General features: G+C 72.4%; 16 protein-coding genes. 12 read left to right on the forward strand and 4 right to left on the reverse strand.

All coding sequences use genetic code 11. The annotated features are described in order from the left end of the window. Window positions 1-53: 53 nt before the first annotated feature. Together hemG and hemE are read right to left on the reverse strand one after the other, a co-directional pair. A complete protein-coding gene (gene hemG, locus H4696_RS20020; protein WP_086864552.1) occupies window positions 54-1,454 on the reverse strand; it encodes a protoporphyrinogen oxidase in 1,401 nt (466 codons plus the stop codon). Beyond that, a complete protein-coding gene (hemE, locus tag H4696_RS20025) occupies window positions 1,451-2,521 on the reverse strand; it encodes a uroporphyrinogen decarboxylase (protein ID WP_086864551.1) in 1,071 nt (356 codons plus the stop codon). The genes hemG and hemE overlap by 4 nt, the downstream gene beginning before the upstream one ends. Window positions 2,522-2,609: 88 nt before the next feature. On the opposite strand from hemE, the gene H4696_RS20030 reads away from it, so the two are divergent. From H4696_RS20030 to H4696_RS20040, 3 genes are all read left to right on the forward strand, one after another. Continuing rightward, the gene (locus H4696_RS20030) at window positions 2,610-3,173 is read left to right on the forward strand and encodes a DUF3000 domain-containing protein (RefSeq protein ID WP_163046892.1); all 564 of its coding nucleotides are present in this window, start codon (window positions 2,610-2,612) and stop codon (window positions 3,171-3,173) included. A 1,110-nt stretch (window positions 3,174-4,283) separates the two neighbouring features. Continuing rightward, window positions 4,284-5,000: a response regulator gene (locus tag H4696_RS20035; RefSeq protein ID WP_033261886.1), complete on the forward strand. Its 717-nt coding sequence runs from the start codon at window positions 4,284-4,286 to the stop codon at window positions 4,998-5,000. 98 nt (window positions 5,001-5,098) lie between these two features. Then, entirely contained in the window at window positions 5,099-6,322 is a 1,224-nt protein-coding gene (locus H4696_RS20040; protein ID WP_086864549.1) for an HRDC domain-containing protein, read from the forward strand. A gap of 100 nt (window positions 6,323-6,422) precedes the next feature. Here the strand turns inward: H4696_RS20040 and H4696_RS20045 are convergent, their stop codons facing one another. Next, a complete protein-coding gene (locus tag H4696_RS20045; protein WP_086857730.1) occupies window positions 6,423-7,085 on the reverse strand; it encodes a TetR/AcrR family transcriptional regulator in 663 nt (220 codons plus the stop codon). A gap of 165 nt (window positions 7,086-7,250) precedes the next feature. Here H4696_RS20045 and H4696_RS20050 point away from each other — a divergent pair, with 165 nt between their 5' ends. From H4696_RS20050 to H4696_RS20090, 9 genes are all read left to right on the forward strand, one after another. Next, window positions 7,251-8,717: an amino acid permease gene (locus tag H4696_RS20050; RefSeq protein WP_086857731.1), complete on the forward strand. Its 1,467-nt coding sequence runs from the start codon at window positions 7,251-7,253 to the stop codon at window positions 8,715-8,717. A gap of 10 nt (window positions 8,718-8,727) precedes the next feature. After that, entirely contained in the window at window positions 8,728-9,561 is an 834-nt protein-coding gene (locus H4696_RS20055; protein ID WP_086857732.1) for an urea amidolyase associated protein UAAP1, read from the forward strand. After that, entirely contained in the window at window positions 9,558-10,193 is a 636-nt protein-coding gene (locus tag H4696_RS20060; RefSeq protein ID WP_086857733.1) for an urea amidolyase associated protein UAAP2, read from the forward strand. Before H4696_RS20055 ends, H4696_RS20060 begins: the two co-directional genes overlap by 4 nt. Beyond that, on the forward strand, window positions 10,190-13,717 hold the full coding sequence (gene uca / locus H4696_RS20065) for an urea carboxylase (protein ID WP_086857734.1): 3,528 nt from the start codon (window positions 10,190-10,192) through the stop codon (window positions 13,715-13,717). The genes H4696_RS20060 and uca overlap by 4 nt, the downstream gene beginning before the upstream one ends. Next, window positions 13,714-15,306: an allophanate hydrolase gene (locus H4696_RS20070; RefSeq protein ID WP_086857735.1), complete on the forward strand. Its 1,593-nt coding sequence runs from the start codon at window positions 13,714-13,716 to the stop codon at window positions 15,304-15,306. Before uca ends, H4696_RS20070 begins: the two co-directional genes overlap by 4 nt. Window positions 15,307-15,336: 30 nt before the next feature. Beyond that, entirely contained in the window at window positions 15,337-16,560 is a 1,224-nt protein-coding gene (locus tag H4696_RS20075) for a hypothetical protein (protein WP_086857736.1), read from the forward strand. A gap of 59 nt (window positions 16,561-16,619) precedes the next feature. After that, window positions 16,620-17,249, forward strand: a complete 630-nt coding sequence (locus tag H4696_RS20080) for a DUF998 domain-containing protein (protein WP_086857737.1) — start codon at window positions 16,620-16,622, stop codon at window positions 17,247-17,249. Window positions 17,250-17,376: 127 nt separating this feature from the next. Beyond that, on the forward strand, window positions 17,377-18,567 hold the full coding sequence (locus H4696_RS20085) for a thiolase family protein (protein ID WP_086857738.1): 1,191 nt from the start codon (window positions 17,377-17,379) through the stop codon (window positions 18,565-18,567). Then, the gene (locus tag H4696_RS20090) at window positions 18,567-20,678 is read left to right on the forward strand and encodes a 3-hydroxyacyl-CoA dehydrogenase NAD-binding domain-containing protein (protein WP_086857739.1); all 2,112 of its coding nucleotides are present in this window, start codon (window positions 18,567-18,569) and stop codon (window positions 20,676-20,678) included. Before H4696_RS20085 ends, H4696_RS20090 begins: the two co-directional genes overlap by 1 nt. Here H4696_RS20090 and H4696_RS20095 read toward each other — a convergent pair. Beyond that, on the reverse strand, window positions 20,675-21,115 hold the full coding sequence (locus H4696_RS20095; protein WP_086857740.1) for a hypothetical protein: 441 nt from the start codon (window positions 21,113-21,115) through the stop codon (window positions 20,675-20,677). The genes H4696_RS20090 and H4696_RS20095 overlap by 4 nt on opposite strands. Between the last annotated feature and the right edge of the window lie 15 nt (window positions 21,116-21,130).

Raw genomic sequence — 21,130 nt, forward strand, 5'->3', positions numbered from 1 at the left:
TCCATCCTGTCACCGCGCCGGGCCGGTCGCCGCCACGGGTCAGGTGAGAGCACTCACTCGGCGAGGTGGGCCGCGACCCGCTGCGCGGCCGCCTCCGCCGTGGCCACGCAGGCCGGCAGCCCGACCCCGTGCAGCGTCGCCCCGGCGACCGCCAGCCCCGGGACCGCCGCGATCGCCTTCTCGATCCGCTCGACCCGCTCGAGGTGCCCGGCGCCGTACTGCGGCAGCCCGCCGCCCCACCGCGTCACGAGCGTCTCGATCGGCGCGGCCTTCACGCCGGTCAGGCGCGCGAGGTCGTCACGGACCACGCGAACCAACTCGACGTCGTCGGCCTGCAGCGCGCCCAGCTCGCCGAAGCGCCCGACCGAGCCGCGGACCAGCACCGGGCCGGTGCCGAAGTGGCTCCACTTCCGCGAAGAGAACGTGAACGCCTTCGAGGCGTACGGCTTGCCGGAAGCGTCGCGCTCGCCGTGGCCGATCAGGATCCCCGACGCGTCCGGCAACGGCGTCCCGGGCGGCAGCGCCAGCGCGACCACGGCCATCGACGCCAGTTCGACCTCGCCGAACGCCGCCGAAGCCGCGGGCACCAGGTCGGCCAGCAGCCGGCGGGCCGAGGGCGCGGGGACCGCGAGGACGACCGCGTCGGCCTCGACCGTGTTGTCCGCGGGCGCGTGCGCGGTCGGCGCGGCGCCGATGCGCAGCCGCCAGCCCGTGCCGTGCCGCTCGATGTCGCAGACCGGCAGCCCGGTCCGCAGCTCCGCGCCGGAAGCTTCGGTGAGCCGGTCGATGACCGTGCCGAGCCCGCCCGGGACGGTGCCGAACACCGGCGCGGTGGACGGGTTCGCCGGCAGCTGGGCGGCGGCCGCCGCGGTCAGCGAGCCCGCACCCGCGGCCAGCGCCGAGGCCAGGCCCGGCATGGTCGCGCGCAGGCCGAGGCCGTCCGCGCCACCCGCGTAGACGCCGCCGAGCAACGGGTCGACCAGCCGGTCGACGAGCTCGTCGCCGAAGCGCTCGCGCAGCAGCGGCCCGAGCGGCAGGTCACCGCTCGGCAACCGCAGCTCGGGCAGGGAGACTTCGGCCTCGACGGCCCGCCGTCCCGCTTCCGAAAGCACGCCGGCCACGGACTCGGCCGACGCCGGGACGCCCATCAACGTGCCGGGCGGCATGCCCGTCACGCTGCCGCCCGCGTGGATCTTCGCGCGGGCCTTCGTCGGGTGGACGACGTCGAGGTCCAGCTCGCGGACGAGCGCGAGCATCTCGGGACGGCGGACGAGGAAGGCCTCGGCGCCGACGTCGTAGGGGACGCCGGCGAGCTCGGCCGTGCGCAGCTTCCCGCCCGGCGTCTTCGTCTTCTCGAACACGACGATCTCGGCGTCCGCGCCGAGCAGCCGCCGCAGCCGGTACGCCGCGGTCAGCCCGGAAACGCCGCCCCCGACGACCGCGACGCGCTTCACAGCTCGTGCACCAGCCCGACCACGCGGGTCAGCACGTCCGGGTCGACGCCCGGCAGCACGCCGTGGCCCAGGTTGAAGATGTGGCCGTCGGCCGCCTTGCCCTCCTCGACGATCCGGCTGACCTCGGCTTCGAGGACCGGCCAGGACGCGTGCAGCAGCGCCGGGTCGAGGTTGCCCTGCACGACGGCCTTGCCGCCGAGGCGCCGCACCGCTTCGTCGAGGGGGATGCGCCAGTCGACGCCGACGACGTCCGCGCCCGCGTCGCGCATCGCGGACAACAGCTCGCCGGTGCCGACGCCGAAGTGGATGCGCGGCACGCCGTAGTCCGCGACGCCCGCGAGGACCCGCGCCGAGTGCGGCAGGACGAACTCGCGGTAGTCCCGCTCCGACAGCGCGCCGGCCCAGGAGTCGAACAGCTGGACCGCGTCGACGCCCGCGTCGAGCTGCGCGCGCAGGAACGTCAGCGCGACGTCGGCCAGGCGGCCGGCCAGCTCGTGCCACAGCGCCGGCTCGGAGTGCATCAGCGCCTTGGTGTGCTCGTGGTTGCGGCTCGGGCCGCCCTCGATGAGGTAGCTGGCGAGCGTGAACGGGGCGCCGGCGAAGCCGATGAGCGGGGTGCCGCCGAGCCGCTCGACGAGCAGCCGGACGCCGTCGGCGACCTTCGCCACGTGCTCGGGCTCGAGCACCGGCAGCGCTTTCACCGCGGCGAGGTCGCGCACCGGCGAGGCGGCCACCGGGCCGGTGCCGGGCACGATGTCGATGTCGACACCCGCGGCCTTCAGCGGCACCACGATGTCGCTGAAGAGGATCGCGGCGTCGACGCCGTGGCGGCGGACCGGCTGCAGCGTGATCTCGGCGAGCATTTCGGGGTCGAAGCAGGCGTCGAGCATCGGCACGCCCTCGCGCAGCGCGCGGTATTCGGGCAGCGAACGGCCGGCCTGGCGCATGAACCAGACCGGCGTGCGGGCCGGGCGTTCGCCGCGCGCGGCGGCCAGGAACGGGGCTTCGGGCAGCTCGCGGCGGCCGGACGGGGCGGTGCGCTGCGGCAGGGGCGTGGTCGGTGACATCGCCGTCAATCGTGCCACGAGCCGGGGACGGCCCTTCTATCGGCGCGCCTGCGCCCGCAACGGGGCGTGCCCGCCCTAAAGTCGAAGCGTGACCGCGATGACGCCAGTGCCCGAACTCTTCCGCGAAGCAGTCGCGGCGCTGCAGTCCGTCCGGCCCCGCCGGGAGGTGCTGCTGGAGCCGATGCGGGCCCCGCAGCGGCTCGCGCCGTGGTCGTACGCGGTCAGCTGCGAAGTGGCGGGCCCGGCCGACGTGCTGGCCTCCGGCCGGCTGGTCCTGCTGCACGACCCGGACGGCCAGGAAGGCTGGGACGGCGTGCTGCGGCTGGTCATGTACGTCCGCGCGGAGCTGGACCGCGAGCTGGCGACCGACCCGTTCCTGCCGGCGGTCGGCTGGTCGTGGCTGACGGATGCGCTGGAGGTGTCCGGCGCGAGCTGGACGGCACTGGGCGGCACGGTCACCGAGACGTCGTCGGCCCGCTTCGGCGACATCTCCGGCCCGGCCCGCACCGATGACCTGGAGCTGCGGGCGTCGTGGACCCCGACCGATGCCGGGCTGCTGCCGCACGGGCAGGCGTTCTGCCAGGTGATGGCGAGCGTCGTGGGCCTGCCGCCGGTGGGTGTGACGTTGTTCGGGCAGCGCCAGAGCTCCTGACCCGCCGAGGGGCATGAACGACTCGTTCAAGACGCTGGACGCCAGGGCCTCGGCAAAGTCGTGCGGCCAGGCCACTCTGCCGCCGGTGAGCCGCTCGCCCCACGTCCTGAATGACTCATTCAGGTCTTCGGGCGTCCTGAATGAGTCATTCAAGACACTGGAGCACCGCTGCGGACCGCACCGACGCGACTTTGCCGGAGCCCTGACGCCGGACGCGGTGAACGACTCTTTCCTGGCATCGCCGGTCCGCTCCTGACCGCCTGCGCCCCCGGGACGTCTTGAATGAGTCATTCAGGTCCCCGGACGTCTTGAATGAGTCATTCGAGACACCGGCATCGCCGCCACGAGCACGACTAGGCTGGGAACGGCTGCCCGACCCGCTCCTGACCCGCGGCGTTCGGGCGATCGTCGGCAACGAAACGGCAACGGCGTCCCTCCGGGATCCACCCCGCGTCCGACCCCTTGTACCGATGTGAGCAAATTTCACGTCCACTGAACGCCGTTCACGTTCATTCCGGCCCCCTGAAGCGCCCCTGCGCGCCCGAAACGGCCCCGGACGAACCGGGGCACTCGGAGCCCGCCCGGCCGCTCTGAGGCCGTTTCACGTCTCCTCGTTCGTGACTCACCGCGGTCACGCACCGCAACAAGATCAACTCGGCCACTTCAGGCCCGCCGGCGCCGGTGATCGACACGGACAGTCACGCTCCACAGGCTCGGCGACCCTCACCGAGCCCGCTCCGCGGAAATGATCATGCCCCGGCCGGGGCCACATTCCGGGTCCTGCCCGCGCCCATCCGGACCCTCGTCACTAGGCGCACCGGCAGCTGCACGACCCATCTGCACGGCCATTTGGCCGTCGGCAACTTCTTTGCATCGTGTTCGCTGGGCTATCCGTTAACAACCGGCCGTGTACTAGCCCGATCGTGTTACTCCGAACTCTCTGAGTGACTGTTCGTTTGAGATAGATACCCATTCGATCCCCCCGCAACGGCCTCCGGGCGGCTACAGTGCCTTCGACGACACCACTTTCGGTCTAAAGCTGGCGCGGCTGAACGGCCGAAGGTCCCGGTGCCGGTCGGGGGGCACGACCGACTCCAGGGAGGTAGTGACGTGGCTACCGTCGGCATTTCTCAGGCCGTCCGATCCACGCCAGCCGGCGCGTTGCCGGCGAGCATGGTTCCGCACCCGCGGGAAGAGCTCTTTTCGGTACTGGTGGTCGACGACCACCCGCTGTTGAGGGAGGCAATCGCAGCAAGACTCGCACAGATGGGTGCGGGGACCGTCCACGAAGCCGCCACGGTGGCCGAGGCGAGGGCGCGAGCACAGGCCACCGGGCCTTGTGACCTGGCGATCCTCGATCTCGGACTGCCGGACGGCAGCGGCATCGAGCTGGTTACGGAACTCCGTAGCCACGGCTGGCCGCGCGTGGTCGTACTCGCATCCTCGGACGATCCGTACGCGGTCCGCTCGGCCTTCCAGGCCGGGGCCCAGGCGTACCTGCTGAAGTCCGCGTCGCCGGTCGTCGTGACCGATGGCGTGCGGCGTGTGCTCGAGGGCGGCGTCTACGCCGACCCGAGCGTGGCTCCGGTGCTGGCCACCGGGACCCGCGTCGCGGGCACCGACAACACCCCGCGCGAGCTGTCCGCTCGTGAGGTGGAGGTGCTCCAGCTGGTCGCCGACGGGCAGTCCAACAAGGAGATCGGCGAGGAGCTTTCGCTCTCCGCCCTCACCGTCAAGTCCCACCTGTCCCGGATCGGGCGCAAGCTCGGCACGGGCGACCGGGCCCAGATGGTGGCGCTGGCCATGCGAGCCGGCGTGATCCGCTGACGCAAGCGAACAGCCCTGCGGGGCGGGCAGACCAGGCGCGGTATGCCCGTCCCGTAGGGTCGTCAACCATGGGAAGTGCAGAGGCCGAGGACACCGGGATGGAGATCGAGTCCACGGGCGGCCCTGTGCTGCTACGCGAACCCGCCGAGGGCACGCCCCCGGTGATCACCGAACCGTCCGCGCTGGCCGAAGCCTGCGCGCGACTCGCCGCGGGCACCGGCGCGGTGGCCGTCGACACCGAACGCGCGTCCGGCTACCGGTACTGGCCCAAGGCCTACCTCGTGCAGCTGCGCCGCGAGGGTTCCGGCACGGTGCTGATCGACCCGATCGCACTGGCCGACGACCTCCAGCCGCTGCGCGACGTCCTCAACGACCTGGAATGGGTGCTGCACGCGGCCTCCCAGGACCTCCCCTGCCTCGCCGAGCTGGACCTGCACCCGGCGGCGCTGTTCGACACCGAGCTGGCCGGCCGGCTGGCGGGCTACGAACGCGTCGCGCTGGGCACGCTCGTGGAGCTGCTGCTCGGCTACACCCTCGAGAAGGGGCACAGCGCGGCGGACTGGTCGAAGCGGCCGCTGCCGGTCGACTGGCTCAACTACGCGGCCCTCGACGTCGAGCTGCTCATCCAGCTGCGCGAAAAGCTGGAGGCGGAGCTGGGCGCCCAGGGCAAGCTGGAGTGGGCACGGCAGGAATTCGAGGCCGTGCGGACGGCCCCGCCGTCGCCCCCGCGGGCCGAGCCGTGGCGCCGGACGTCCGGCGTCCACAAGATCCGCAACCCCCGCGGCCTGGCGGCGGTCCGCGAGCTGTGGCAGGCGCGCGACGAGCTCGCCCGCAAACGCGACCGCGCACCGAGCCGCATCCTGCCGGACAGCGCGATCATCAACGCGGTGACGGCCGACCCGAAGACGGTCGAGGACCTCCAGGCCCTCCCGGTCTTCAGCGGCCGGGTCCAGCGCAAGTACACGGCGAGCTGGCTGCGCCACCTCCAGGCGGCCCGCGCCCTCCCGGCTTCCGAACTGCCGTCCCCGTCGCAGCCGACGGACGGCCCGCCCCCGGTCAACCGCTGGGCGGACAAGGACCCGGACGCGGCAGCCCGCCTGTCGGCGGCCCGCGCGGCGCTGACGGCGATCGCGGAGGACCGCCGGCTGCCGGTGGAGAACCTGCTGCTGCCGGACCTGGTGCGGCGTACCTGCTGGCGGCCGCCGGCGGAGACGGACGAGGACTCGGTGGCCGCGGTGCTGCGCGCCGGCGGGGCACGGCCGTGGCAGGTGGAGCTGACGGCGACGGCGCTGAGCAAGGCCCTCCAGACGTCGGCTTCCTGACGCCGACCTCAAGCGCCCCAATGTGGCCTTGGTTGCGTCTTGCGCACCGAAGGCCGCCTTGGGTGCGTCTGACGCACCGAAGGCCACATTGGGGCGCTGGTCAGCCGGTGAGGGTCGCCAGCAGGGTGTGGGCCTCCGCCCGCAGCTCCTCCGCCGGCTCCACCCCCACCAGCCGCACCACCCCGTCCGCCCCTTCACGGACATGCGCCTCGACGTCCAGCTCCGGGTCGTCCCGCCGCACCACCGCGATGCTCTCCACCAGCCCGAACACCAGGTCCGTCCGGATCGCCACCGCCTCGGGAGCCACCCCCGCGGCCGCCACCAGACGACCGTAAGACGCCTTCAGATCCGCCCGTTCCGCCCGGAACCGGGCCAGGTTCGGCGACCCCACCTCCGGCAGCAAGTACAACGCGCCCAAGTTGTGCCGGGCGCCGCCGAGCAGCCCGATGTCCGCGTACGCCAACGCCCATAGCCGAACCGCCGCCGGGCCGGAAGCACCGACCAGCCGGGAAGCCAGATCCAGCGAAGGCCGGACCGTCTCCGCCAGCAGCGCCGCGAGGATGTCTTCCTTCGCCGGGAAGTGGTAGTAGAGCGACGCCTGCCGCAGGCCCGCGCGCTCCGCTATCGCGCGGGTCGTCGTTGCCGCGTAGCCCGCTCCGGTGAACAGCTCTCCCGCCGCGTCGAGCACCGCCTGGCGCGCGTCCGGGCGGCTTGCCGCCGCTCCGCTGGCCCTCGGCCTGCCGACTCCCGCCCCTTTGCCCACGGGCGTGATCTTGCCAGGTCCGGCGCCCGCGCACCCGTGGTTACCCCCGTATGTCGCTGTTGACACCCGGAAGCCCTCGCCGTTAACACTCCCCTCACACGCCGGAGATCGAAAAGTCCGGCCGCGGGCCTAATTTCTGTCAAACGATCGAAACAAGGAGTCCGCATGCCACCCGACGATCTCGCCGCCTTCGGTTACCGCCAGGAGCTCCGCCGGTCGCTGGGCGGGTTCTCCGCCTTCGCCGCCGGCTTCTCGTTCGTCTCCATCCTCACCACCGTTTTCCAGCTCTTCGGCTTCGGCTACACCTTCGGCGGCCCGCTCTTCTTCTGGACGTGGCCGGTCGTCCTCGGCGGCCAGGTGCTCGTGGCGCTCACCTTCGCCGAACTCGCCGCGCGCTTCCCGCTCGCCGGATCCGTGTACCAGTGGGCGAAACAGCTCTCGAAGGGATTCCTCGGCTGGCTCGCCGGCTGGATGATGCTGCTCGGCTGCGTCGTCGCCCTCGCCGCCGCGGCGATCGCGCTGCAGGTGGTGCTGCCCTCGGTGTGGGACGGCTTCCAGCTCGTCGGCGGCGACCCGTCGGTGACGTCGCCCTCGGGCGCGGCCAACGCCGTCCTCCTCGGCACGCTCCTGCTCGTCTTCACCACCCTCGTCAACGCCGGCGGCGTCCGGCTGATGGCCCGGATCAACGATGTCGGGGTCGCGGCCGAACTGCTCGGCGTCGTCGTCCTGATCATCGGCCTCGGTTTGTTCGCCGTCCGCGGGCCGCAAGTGGTCGCGCACGACGCCCCCGGCACCAGCGCCGGGATCGGTGGCGTTCTCGCTTCGGCGCTCATGGCCGCCTACGTGCTCTACGGATTCGACACCGCCGCTTCGGTCGCCGAGGAGACGAAGGACGCGCGTAAGGCGGCCCCGCGGGCGGTGCTGCGGGCCGTGCTCGTCTCCGGGATCGGCGGGCTCGCCGTGGTGCTCACCGCGCTGATGGCCGCACCGAGCCTCACCGACGGGCAGCTCGCCGGCCACGGCCTGCCGTACGTCATCACCGCCGTCTTCGGGGACACCCTCGGCCGCGTCTTCCTCGCCGACGTCGCCATCGCCGTCGTGGTCTGCACGCTCACCATCCAGACCGGCACCGTGCGGCTGATCTTCGCGATGGCCCGCGACGGCGCGCTCCCCGGCGCCGCCCGACTTTCGTCGGTGAATCCGCGCACCGGGACGCCGGTCGGGCCCGCGCTCGTCTCCGGGGTGCTGGCCATCGCGCTCCTGCTGCTCAACGTCGGCAACCCGACGCTCTTCAGCACGATCACCGGGACGTCGGTGGTGGTCGTCTACCTGGCGTACCTGCTGGTCACCGGCCCCCTGCTGATCGCAAGGCTGCGCGGGCGGTTCCCCGCCGAACCCGGCCGGTTCTCGCTCGGCCGCTGGGGTGTTCCGCTGAACGGCGCAGCCGTGCTCTACGGGATCGCCATGATCGTGAACATCGCCTGGCCGCGCCCGGAGATCTACGACGTCGCCGGTTCGGGCGCCCCCTGGATGCTGCTGTTCCCGATAGAGTTCGTCGGCGGCGCACTGGTGATCGGCTGGCTCTGCTGGCTGCGGCTGCGCCCCGCTCCCGCCCTCGAACCCGCGATCTGAGAGGACGTCCATGAGCACCACCGCCACCACCTACGGCGCCCGGGACCACGCCCGGGCCCAGGCCGGCACCGTGGTCGAAACGATGCCGTCGATCCCGGCGAGCACGTTCGGCACTCCCCCGCCCGGGGTCGCGCCCGAAGCGCTGACCTGGGCGGAGACCGTGGCCGGGGGCGGCTACACGCACAAGGTGCTGGCCCGCGGCACGCGGCTGCGCCTGACCGACGTCGAGGGCGACGCCTGCGCGCACGTGCTGCTGTTCAACGCCGAGGGGCCCTGGGAGCGGCTGAACGTCGCGGACACGGTGAAGGTGCAGTGGAACGCCTACCTCGGCGAGAAGGTGGCCCTGCTGTCCGACCAGGGCCGCGTCCTCGCCACGATCGTCGCGGACTCCAGCGGCCGCCACGACGCCCTGTGCGGGACGTCCACTGTGGACGGCAACACCGGGCACTACGGCGACGGTGCCCCGCAGGGCCCCTCCCCCGCCGGCCTGCCGCTGTTCACTCTGGCCGCGGCGAAGAACGGGCTCGGGCCGCGTGACCTGCCGCCGAGCCTGTCGTTCTTCCAGGGCGTGCGCGTCCAGCCGGAAGGCGCACTGGAGTTCACCGGCTCGGCGGGCGCCGGGAAGTCCGTCGACCTGCGGATCGAGATCCCGTCGATCGTGCTGATCGCCAACGTGCCGCACCCGGTGGACCCGCGGCCGGACTACACCGCGACGAACCTCGAAGTCCTCGCCTGGCGCGACAAACCTTCCACGCCGGACAGTCCGGAATGGACACATTCGCCGGAGGCGCAGCGCGCGTTCGAGAACACCGCCGACTACCTGACCGCACGGGGGATCGCATGAGCACGGCGTACGAGTCGCAGCTTGAGCTGACGTTCGACGTCCCGGCGCGCGCGCCGTTCTCGACCATCCTGAAGCGCGGCAGCGAGCTGGCGATCATCGACCTGGGTGGCAACCAGGCCGTCGACTTCCTCTGCTACGACGCGAACGACACGGCCAAGCGCTACAGCGCGGCGGCGACGATCGCGGCGCAGCGCAACATCTTCCTGACCACGGGCAGCGTCCTGCGCACGCAGGAGGGCGCGCCGCTGCTGACCGTCGTCGCCGACACCTGCGGCCGCCACGACACCATCGGCGGGGCGTGCAGCAAGGAGTCCAACAGCCTCCGCTACGGCCAGCACACCCGGTTCCAGCACGCGTGCGTCGAGAACTTCCTCAGCGAAGGCGCGAAGTGGGGGCTGGGCAAGCGCGACCTGGTCAGCAACGTCAACTGGTACATGAACGTGCCGGTCGAAGAAGACGGCACGCTCGGCATCGTCGACGGCATTTCCGCGCCGGGCCTGGAAGTCCGGCTGCGCGCCGAGACCGACGTCCTCGTGCTCGTGTCGAACTGCCCGCAGATCAACAACCCCTGCAACGGGTTCGACCCGACACCGGTCCGCATGGTCGTGACGGCCCCCGGAGGCAGCGAGTGAGGCTGCTGGTCGCCAACCGCGGCGAGATCGCGGTCCGGATCCTCCGCAGCGCCGGGGAAATGGGTCTCGAGACCGTCGCGGTGTACTCCGACGCCGACCGCCTGGCACCGCACGTGCGGCTCGCCGGCCGGGCCGTGCGGCTCGGCCCGGCTCCCGCGGCCGAGAGCTACCTGCGGGCCGGCGCCATCGTCCAGGCCGCCCTCGACACCAGCTGCGACGCGATCCACCCCGGCTACGGCTTCCTGTCGGAGGACGCGGCGTTCGCGCGGGCCTGCGAAGACGCCGGGATCGCGTTCGCCGGCCCGTCGCCGGAACACCTCGAAGTGTTCGGCAGCAAGCACACCGCGCGCGAGGCGGCGATCGCGGCGGGCGTGCCGCTGCTGGCCGGTACCGGCCTGCTGTCCGATGTGGACGAAGCGCTGGCGCGTGCGGCGGACATCGGCTACCCGGTGATGCTCAAGGCGACCGGCGGCGGGGGCGGCATCGGCATGCGCGCCTGCGCGTCGCCCGACGAGCTGCGCGCCGCCTGGGACACCGTGCGCAGCGTCGCGGCCAAGAGCTTCGCCAGCTCCGGCGTCTTCCTGGAACGGCTGGTGACCCGCGCGCGGCACGTCGAGGTCCAGGTGTTCGGCGACGGCTTCGGCGAAGTCATGGCGCTGGGCACCCGGGACTGCTCGCTGCAGCGGCGCAACCAGAAGGTCGTCGAGGAGTGCCCGGCGCCGGACCTGCCCGAAGCCGTCCGGAAGCAGCTCGTCGACTCGGCCGTCGCGCTGTGCTCGTCGGTCCGGTACCGCTCGGCGGGCACGGTCGAGTACGTCTACGACCCCGAACGCGGCGAGGCGGCGTTCCTCGAGGTCAACACCCGGCTGCAGGTCGAGCACCCGGTCACCGAGGCGGTGTACGGCGTCGACCTGGTCGCCTGGATGCTGCGGCTCGCCCAGGGCGACCGCGCGATGTTCCGCGCGACGCCGGTCGCGCGCGGCCACGCCGTCGAAGCCCGCGTGTACGCCGAAGACCCGAACGCCGGGCACCGCCCCAGCTCCGGCCTGGTCACGCGGGCGGAGTTCCCGGCGGGCACCCGGGTGGACACCTGGGTCGGCCCGGGCACCACCGTGACCACGCACTACGACCCGTTGCTGGCCAAAGTGATCTGCACCGGCCCCGACCGCGCGGCCGCGCTGGCGAACCTCCGGGCCGCGCTCGCCGACACCCGCGTCGACGGGGTCCGGACCAACCTCGGGCAGCTGCGGGCCGCGGCCGCCGACGCCGCCGTCGGCTCGGCCACCCACGACACGTCCACTTTGGACGGCATCGAGGACGCCGAACCGCAGATCGACGTCGTGCGCGGCGGGACGATGACGACCGTGCAGGACTGGCCGGGCCGCACCGGGTTCTGGCACGTCGGGGTGCCGCCGAGCGGCCCGATGGACGACCTTTCGCTGCGGCTGGGCAACCTGGCGCTGGGCAACCCCGAGGGCGCGCCCGGCCTGGAGTGCACAGTGGACGGCGTCACGCTGCGGTTCTCGCACGCCGCGCAGGTGTGCGTCACCGGCGCGCCGACGACGGTCCTCGTCGACGGCGCCGAAGTGCCGTTGTGGACCCCGGTCGAGGTACCCGCCGGAGCCACCCTGGACGTCCGCGCGTGCACGGCCGGGTTGCGCAGCTACGTGCTCGTCCGGGGCGGCGTGGACGTCCCGGAGTTCCTCGGCAGCGCGGCGACGTTCACGCTGGGCAAGTTCGGCGGGCACGGCGGCCGCGCACTGGCCGCGGGCGACGTCCTGCGGCCCGGCCCGGCACCCGCGGACCCCGTCGTGGGCCCGGTCGCCGACCGGCCCGACTTCGCCACCCACTGGACGATCGGCGCGCTCGAAGGGCCGCACGCGGCCCCGGAGTTCTTCACCCCGGCCGACGTCGACACCTTCTACGCCACCGATTGGCAGGTGCACTTCAACTCCGCCCGCACCGGCGTCCGCCTGGTCGGGCCGCGGCCGGAGTGGGCGCGCCCGGACGGCGGCGAGGCGGGCCTGCACCCGTCGAACATCCACGACACGCCGTACGCGATCGGCGCCGTCGACTACACCGGCGACCTGCCGATCCTGCTCGGCCCGGACGGTCCCAGCCTGGGCGGGTTCGTCTGCCCGGCGACGGTCGCCACCGGCGAGCGCTGGAAGCTCGGGCAGCTGCGGCCGGGCGACACCGTGCGGTTCGTGCCGATCGGCACCGACCACGCGGCGGCACTGCGGGCGCGGCCCGCGTCGGCGGTCGAGCCGAGCCGGCCCGCGCGCGACGACGGCGGAGTCCTCTCGCGACTGTCCGCTTCGGACGGTGAGCCGCCGGTCACCTACCGCCGCAGCGGCGACGACAACCTGCTCGTCGAATACGGCGAGATGAAGCTCGACCTGGCGCTGCGGATGCGGGTGCACGCGCTCGCGGAACGGCTCGCGGCCGAAGGCGTGCCGGGGATCGTCGACCTGACCCCGGGCATCCGGTCGCTGCAGGTGCACGTCGACCCCGACGCGCTGCCGGTCGGCAAGGCGCTCGGGCTGGTGCGCGAGCTGGAACGGGACCTGCCGCCGACGCACGACCTCGTGGTGCCCAGCCGCAGCGTCCGGCTGCCGCTGTCGTGGGACGACCCGGCCACGCGCGAGGCGATCGAGCGGTACATGACCGGCGTGCGCGACGACGCGCCGTGGTGCCCGTGGAACATCGAGTTCATCCGCCGGGTGAACGGCTTGTCCACAGTGGACGACGTCTACCGGACGGTGTTCGACGCTGAATACCTCGTGCTGGGCCTCGGCGACGTCTACCTCGGGGCGCCGGTGGCGACGCCGCTCGACCCGCGCCACCGGCTGGTCACGACGAAGTACAACCCGGCGCGGACGTGGACGGCGGAGAACTCCGTCGGCATCGGCGGCGCGTACCTCTGCATCTACGGCATGGAGGGGCCGGGCGGGTACCAGTTCGTCGGGCGGACCACGCAGGTGTGGAACAGCTGGCACGGCGGGGAGCGGCCGTGGAACCTGCGGTTCTTCGACCGGATCTCCTGGTACCCCGTGTCGGCGGAGGAACTGCTCGAACTGCGCGCGCAGAGCGCGTCCGGGCAGCTCGAACTCGACACCACCGAAGGCACGTTCGCGCTCGCCGACTACGAGAGGTTCCTGGCGGACAACGCCGAAAGCATCTCGGCGTTCCGGGCGACGCAGGCGGCCGCGTTCGAAGCCGAACGGAAGGCGTGGGCCGCGGCGGGCGAGTTCGACCCGAAACCGGAGCCGGTCACCCGGCCGCCGGCCCGGGTCGAAGCACCGCCGGGCGGGCACGTGGTGGAGGCGCCGTTCGCGGCGACCGTGTGGCGGGTCGACGTCACCGCGGGCGAGCGCGTCGAGGACGCGCAGTCGCTGGTGACGCTGGAAGCGATGAAGACCGAGGCGCGCATCCCCGCGCCGGCGAGCGGCGAGGTGGTCGAAGTGCTCGTGTCCCCCGGCGACCAGGTGGCGCCCGGCACGCCGCTGGTGGTGCTCGGATGACCGCCATCGAGGAACGGGTGCGGGCCGCGTACCGCCGGATCGAGCAGGTGGATCGGCCGGAGATCTGGATCGACCTGCGGCCCGAAGCCGAGGTACTGGCCGAGGCGGCCACGCTCGCGAACCGCGGCCTGCCGCTGGCCGGGAAGCTCGTCGCGGTCAAGGGCAACATCGACGTCGCCGGGCTGCCGACGACGTCGGGCTGCCCGGCGTACGCGTACAAGCCGGAGGCCGACGCCCCGGTCGTCGCGCGGCTGCGGGCGGCCGGAGCGCTGGTGCTCGGCACGACCAACCTGGACCAGTTCGCGACCGGGCTGGTCGGGACGCGCAGCCCGTACGGCGCGGTGCGGAACGCCGTCGACCCGGCGTACGTCTCGGGCGGGTCGAGTTCGGGGTCGGCGGTGGCCGTCGCACTGGGCATCGTCGACCTGGCCCTGGGCACGGACACGGCGGGGTCTGGCCGGGTGCCGGCGGCGTTCAACGGTATCGTCGGGCTCAAGCCGACCCCGGGCCTGCTGCCGACCGAAGGCGTGGTGCCCGCGTGCGCGAGCATCGACTGCGTGTCGCTGTTCGCGCGGACAGTCGAGGAAGCGTCGTACGCGCTGACCTGCCTGGCCGAGCCCGCGCAGGTCCACACGGGACGGTTCCGGCTGGGCGTGCCCGCCGAGCTGGGTCCCTTGGCACCGGGGTGGGCGGAGGCGTTCGAGGCCGCCGTCGAGGAGTACGCGGCCGCGGGTGCCGAACTGACCACTGTGGACATATCGGCTTTCCTGGAGGCGGCCCAGCTGCTGTACGGCGGCGCGTTCGTCGCCGAGCGGTACACCGCGGTCGGCGAGTTCCTGGACGCGCACCCGGACGACGTGGACCCGGTGGTGCACGGCATCATCACCGGCGGCCGGGACATCCCGGCCCACCGGCTGTTCGCGGACCAGGCGAAGCTCGCGGGCCTGCGAGCCGAAGCGCTGGCGACACTGGCCGGCGTCGACGCGCTGCTGGTCCCGACGACGACCGAGCACCCGACGCTGGCGGAGGTCGCCGCGGACCCGGTCGCGGTCAACGCCCGGCTGGGCCGGTTCACCAACTCCACCAACCTGTTCGGGCTGTCCGCGCTGGCGGTGCCCTCGGGCACGGTGGCCGGGCGCCCGTTCGGCGTGATGCTGGTCGGCGCCCCGCACGACGACCTGAAGCTGGCGGCACTGGCGACCCTGCGCGACGAGCGGGTGCCGATCGTGGTGGTCGGCGCGCACCTGCGCGGGCAGCCGCTCAACCACGAACTGACGTCCCGGGGCGGACGGTTCGTGGCTTCGGTTTCGACGTCGGCGTCCTACCGGTTGTACGCGCTGGACACGGTGCCGCCGAAGCCCGGCCTGGTGCGGGCCGCTTCCGGCGGCGTCGCGATCGCGGCGGAGGTGTGGGACCTGCCGGTGCGCGGCTTCGGCGAGTTCGTCTCGCGGATTCCCGCCCCCTTGGCGATCGGGAAGGTGGAGCTGGCCGACGGTACGCGGGTGCCCGGCTTCCTCTGCGAACCGGCGGCGATCGAGGGCGCGGAGGACATTTCGGCGAAGGGCGGCTGGCTGGCGCACCTCGGATAAATCGGATGCGCGTCACCGGATACTGGGTGGGTGAACGTTTCTTCGTGCGGCCATCTCGCACCGGCCGCCGGGGCGCGCGTCTGCGCCCACCTCACCACCGACAACGGACCGGGCTGCTTCCGCGTGCTCACCGGTGTCGCGACCCGATACGACCTGCTGTGCCGAACGTGTGCCGAAGCCGAAGCACCCGAATTGCTGGAAGCGTGTGTCGGCTGCTTCGAACGCGCTGAAAGCGATGCCTACCTGGGCTGGCGCGGCGACCCCGGAATCCTCCGGCGAGACCGGGCTCTCGGCGGCACCTGGACGACGGCGCCCTGCGCGGTCACCCCGCTCAACGACCGGTGTCTCGCGCCGCTGCCGGACGGCTGGCTCGCGCGCACCGGCGCCGGGCTCGTCGCGATCCACCCCGGCGAGCCGCCCCGCCGGGTCGCCACCGTCGACCTCCCGGACGAAGTTCCGGCGACGGGGCCGGGGCAGCCCCGCGCACCGGCGCTGCACACCGCCGCCGACGGCCGGTTCGCCGCCGCGGTCACCGACTACGGCCGTCACGGCGTGGTCGTCGACCTCGCCTCGGGCGCGGTGACCCTGGCCCTGGACCGGCAGGACTACCACACCGAGACGGTCCGGTTCCCGGTCGCGTTCCTCGGCGCGCAGGTCGTCGCCGCCACCGACTGGAACCGGCTCGACGTCTTCGAGGCGGCCACGGGGCGCCTGCTCACCGAGCGCGTCACGACCCGCGAGGAGAGCCCCGAGCACTACCTCGACTACTTCCAGGGCGCACTGCTGCCGAGCCCATCCGGGCGGTCCCTGCTCGTGGACGGCTGGGTCTGGCAGCCGGAGGGGATCCCGCTGGTGCTCGACTGCGCGGCCTGGCTCGCGGGCGAGACGCACGCGCCCGAGCACGGCCAGGCGCTCACCTTCCGCGATCCCTGGGACGTGCCGATGGCTTGGGTGGACGAGGAAACTGTCGCGCTGCAAGAGATCGGCGACGAGCGGACGATCGACGGCGTCCAGCTCCACGACGCGCGGACCGGACGCCGGCTCGGGATGTTCGCGGGCCCGAAGGGACCGATGTGGGGCCACGGCGGGCTGCTGTACGTCACCGCCGAGGACGGGTTCGAGGTCTGGGACCCCGCCGACGGTGCCCGGATCGGCTTCGCGGCGGGCTTCCGCCCCACCGCGCACGACCCGGCGAGCGGCGCCTTCGCCGAACTCCGTAACGATCAGCTGAGGATCTGGGCACCCGTCGGATAACAACGCTCGTCCCGGGGCAGGAGAACGCCGATGACCTCGGTGAGACCCCGGAGGCGGCCATGACCACGGCGACCAGATCCCCGCAGAGCACCCTCGTCCACTCCTACCTGTTCCTCCGGCGCGCCATCGGGCTGATCGGCCTGGCGCTGCCGTTCGTCCTGATCCTCGGCAAGCAGTGGGCGCAGGGCGGCGACCTCGTCGGGTCGCTCAGCGGCTACTACTACACCGACGTCCGCGACGTCTTCGTCGGCTCGATGTGCGCCGCCGGGGTGTTCCTGCTCGCCTACTACGGCCACGACTTCGTCGACAACGTCGCGAGCACCGTGGCCGGGCTCGGCGCGATCGGGCTCGCGCTGTTCCCGACGACGCCGGACCACGACGTCACGGCGTGGGACCGCACCTCCGGCGTGCTGCACCTGACGTTCGCCGCGGTCTTCTTCCTCTCCCTCGCCTACTTCTGCCTGCGCCTGTTCCCCCACGACGGCGAGCAGCCCCCCGGTTTCGGCGTCGTCTACCGCGTCTGCGGCGTGGTGATCCTGGCCGCGCTGGTGCTCATCGCGCTGACGAGCTGGCTGCGGCTGGTGCCCGAGCTACACCCGGCGTTGTGGCTGGAGAGCGTCGCCGTCTGGGCGTTCGGTGTCGCCTGGCTGCTGAAGGGGCAGACGTTGACGCCCAAGAGTGTGCCGTAGCCCACTCGACCGGGCCACAGCACTGGTTACCGACGGGTAACAAGGGCTATCGTGCGGGCAAAGACCTCTACTTCATGGAGCTTCAGTGGCCGCACCAGCAACGCCGCTCGCGCCGACCGCGCGGGGCGTGCGAAACGTCGCCTTCGTCGAGGGGGTACGCACCCCCTTCGGCAAGGCCGGCGACAAGGGCATCTACGCCGGGACCCGGGCGGACGACCTCGTCGTCAACGCCATCCGCGAGCTGCTGCGGCGGCACCCCGAGCTGCCGCCCGAGCGCGTCGACGAGGTGGCGATCGCCGCCACCACCCAGATCGGCGACCAGGGCCTGACCATCGGCCGCACCGCCGCGCTGCTCGCCGGCCTGCCGAAGTCCGTCCCCGGCTTCGCCATCGACCGCATGTGCGCCGGCGCGATGACCGCCGTCACCAGCGTCGCGTCCGGCATCGGCTTCGGCGCCTACGACATCGCCATCGCCGGCGGCGTCGAGCACATGGGCCGCCACCCGATGGGCGAGGGCGTCGACCCGAACCCGCGGATCATCGCCGACAAGCTCGTCGACCCGACCGCGCTCGTCATGGGCCAGACCGCCGAGAACCTGCACGACCGGTTCCCGGCGATCACCAAGCAGCGCACCGACGCCTACGCCGCGCGCAGCCAGGAGCGCTACGCCGAGGCCGTCAAGACCGGCAAGATCGGCCCCGAGCTGGTCCCGGTCGCCACCCGCTCCAAGGAGCTGGGCTGGGGCCTGGCCACCGAGGACGAGCCGCCCCGCCCGGGCACCACGCTCGAAACCCTCGCCGGGCTGAAGACGCCGTTCCGCCCGCACGGCCGGATCACCGCGGGCAACGCGGCCGGCCTCAACGACGGCGCGACCGCCTCGATCCTCGCCGACGAAGAAACCGCCCGCGAGCTGGGCCTGCCGGTCGCGATGCGGCTGGTCGGCTACTCCTTCGCCGGCGTCGAGCCGGAGGTCATGGGCATCGGCCCGGTGCCGGCCACCGAGAAGCTGTTCAAGCGCACCGGCCTGTCCATCGACGACATCGGCCTGTTCGAGATCAACGAAGCCTTCGCCGTGCAGGTGCTGGCCTTCCTCGACCACTTCGGCATCGACGACGAAGACCCGCGCGTCAACCAGTGGGGCGGCGCGATCGCGTGCGGCCACCCGCTGGCGTCGTCCGGCGTCCGGCTCATGACGCAGCTGGCGCGCCAGTTCGCCGAGCGGCCCGACGTGCGGTACGGCATGACCACGATGTGCATCGGCATCGGCATGGGCGGCACCGTGATCTGGGAGAACCCGGCCTTCGAGGGGGCGAAGTAATGACTTTCACCGCTGAAGAAGCGAAGGCCGCTTTCCCGGACGAGGTCGTCACGCACGCCGTGACGCGCCTGGTGAAGGTGCCCGGGCTCACCAAGCCCGTCGCGCTCATCACGCTCGACAACGGCCACGACCACACCCGGCCGAACACCTTCGGCCCGCAGGGTCTGGTGTCCCTGAACGCCGCGCTGGACAAGGCGTTCGAGGCCGAGCCGGCCGCGATCGCCGTCACCGGCAAGCCGTTCATCTTCGCCGTCGGCGCCGACCTGTCCGGTGTCGAGGCCGTCGCCGACCCGAAGCTGGCGCGCGAGATCGCCCAGACCGGGCACGACGTGTTCCGCCGCCTCACCGAGACGGAGATCCCGACGTTCGGGTTCGTCAACGGCGCGGTCATGGGCGGCGGCCTGGAGCTGGCGCTGTCCTGCCACTACCGGACGCTGTCGGAGAACACCGCCGCCATCGCGTTCCCCGAGGTCTTCCTCGGCCTGTTCCCGGGCTGGGGCGGCACGCAGCTGCTGCCGAACCTCATCGGCGCCGACGCCGCTGTCACGGTGATCATCGAGAACGCACTGGCGCAGAACAAGATGCTCTCCGTCAAGCAGGCGGCCGAGCTCGGCATCGTCGACGTCGTCTTCGGCTCGGCCGACTACCTCGAGCAGTCGCTGCTGTGGCTGGCGAAGGTCGTCAGCGGCGAAATCACCCCCGCCCGCCGCGAGATCGACCGCGGTTCCGGCTGGGACGCCGCCATCGCCCGCGCCAAGTCCATTGTGGACGGCCGGACGCATGGCGCCTCGCCAGGCGCCACCAAGGCCGTCGAGCTGCTCGAACTCGCGAAGGAGAACGACCTCGACCGCGGGTACGCCGCCGAGACCGACGGCCTCGCCGCGCTGCTCATGTCCGACGTCCTGCGCGCCGGGCTGTACTCGTTCAACCTGGTCAACAAGCGCGCCAAGCGCCCGGCCGGCGCGCCGGACAAGTCGTTGGCCCGCAAGGTGAACAAGGTCGGCATCGTCGGCGCCGGCCTGATGGCCAGCCAGCTCGCGCTGCTGTTCGTGCGCCGTCTGAAGGTGCCGGTCGTGCTGACCGACGTCGACCAGGAGCGCGTCGACAAGGGCGTCGGCTACGTCCACGCCGAGATCGACAAGCTGCTGAGCAAGAAGCGCGTGTCCCCGGACGGCGCGAACCGGCTCAAGGCGCTGGTCTCCGGTTCGCTCGACAAGGCCGCGTTCTCCGACGCCGACTTCGTCATCGAAGCCGTCTTCGAGGAGCTGGGCGTCAAGCAGCAGGTGTTCGCGGAGCTGGAGCAGCACGTCTCCCCCGAGGCGATCCTGGCGACGAACACCTCGTCGCTGTCGATCACCGCGATGGCGTCGAAGCTGCAGCACCCCGAGCGCGTGGTCGGCTTCCACTTCTTCAACCCGGTCGCCGTGCTGCCGCTGCTGGAGATCGTCCGCGGCGAGCAGACCGACGACGCTTCGCTGGCGACGGCGTTCTCGGTCGGCAAGCAGCTGAAGAAGTCCAGCGTGCTGGTGAAGGACGCGAGCGCGTTCGTCGTCAACCGGCTCCTGCTGCGCTTCCTCGGCGAGGTGCTGGTGACCGTCGACGAGGGCACGCCGTTCGACGTCGCCGACTCCGCGCTCGAGCCGCTGGGCCTGCCGATGACGCCGCTGACGCTGATGCAGCTCGTCGGCCCGGCCATCGCGCTGCACGTCGGAGAGACGCTGCACGAGGCGTTCCCGGACCGGTTCACCGTGTCCGAGAACCTCGCGAAGTTCGTCAAGGCGGGCAAGAAGGGCGTCTGGGTCTGGGACGCGCAGGGCAACCAGTCGGCCGACCCCGAGGTCGTCGAGCTGTGGACGCAGGGCGACAAGCCGTCCACTTCGGAGCAGGTGCGCGACCGGGCGCTGTCGGCCATCGCCGAGGAGATCCGGATCATGCTCGACGAGGGCGTGGTCGCCGAGGCGCAGGACATCGACCTGTGCCTGATCCTCGGCGCGGGCTGGCCGTTCTGGAACGGCGGCATCACGCCGTACCTGGACCGCTCCGGCGTGTCCGAGCGCGTGAACGGCAAGCCGTTCCTCGCCCCGGGCGTGGCCTCGGTTCCGGCTTCCTAGTATTCGCCCTCACGAGGGCACTTCGGCGGCGGCGCGGTGAGTTTCAGCTGCGCCGCCGTCGCGTCGGAATCGATGACCGTCACGCGCTCCGCGGTCCGGAAGCGCGCGTGCAGCTCCTGCGCCCAGGCCTTCAGATCGGTGCCCGGGACGGCGAGCAGCGAGACCGACGGCGGGTCCACGAACACTCGCCGCGCCTTCGGGTCAGCGCGGACTTCCGGCAGCGCCGCCCGCAGCTCGGCGTCGGCCGGGAAGACCACGATCACCGCCGCGCACAGCGTGTGGCCGGCCAGCGGCGCGGGGTTCGTGTCCACCGGCAGGTCCGGCGGCCGCTTCAGCTCCGCGACGCCGAACGCCAGCCCCACACCGGCGAGCAGGGCCAGCGCGACGGCCGGGACGACCACGCGGACCAGCGGCTTGTCCTCCACACCCAAGATCACAGCACACGTTGGCCG

Origin of the sequence: Amycolatopsis lexingtonensis (assembly GCF_014873755.1) — a bacterium.
GTDB classification, from domain to species: domain Bacteria; phylum Actinomycetota; class Actinomycetes; order Mycobacteriales; family Pseudonocardiaceae; genus Amycolatopsis; species Amycolatopsis lexingtonensis.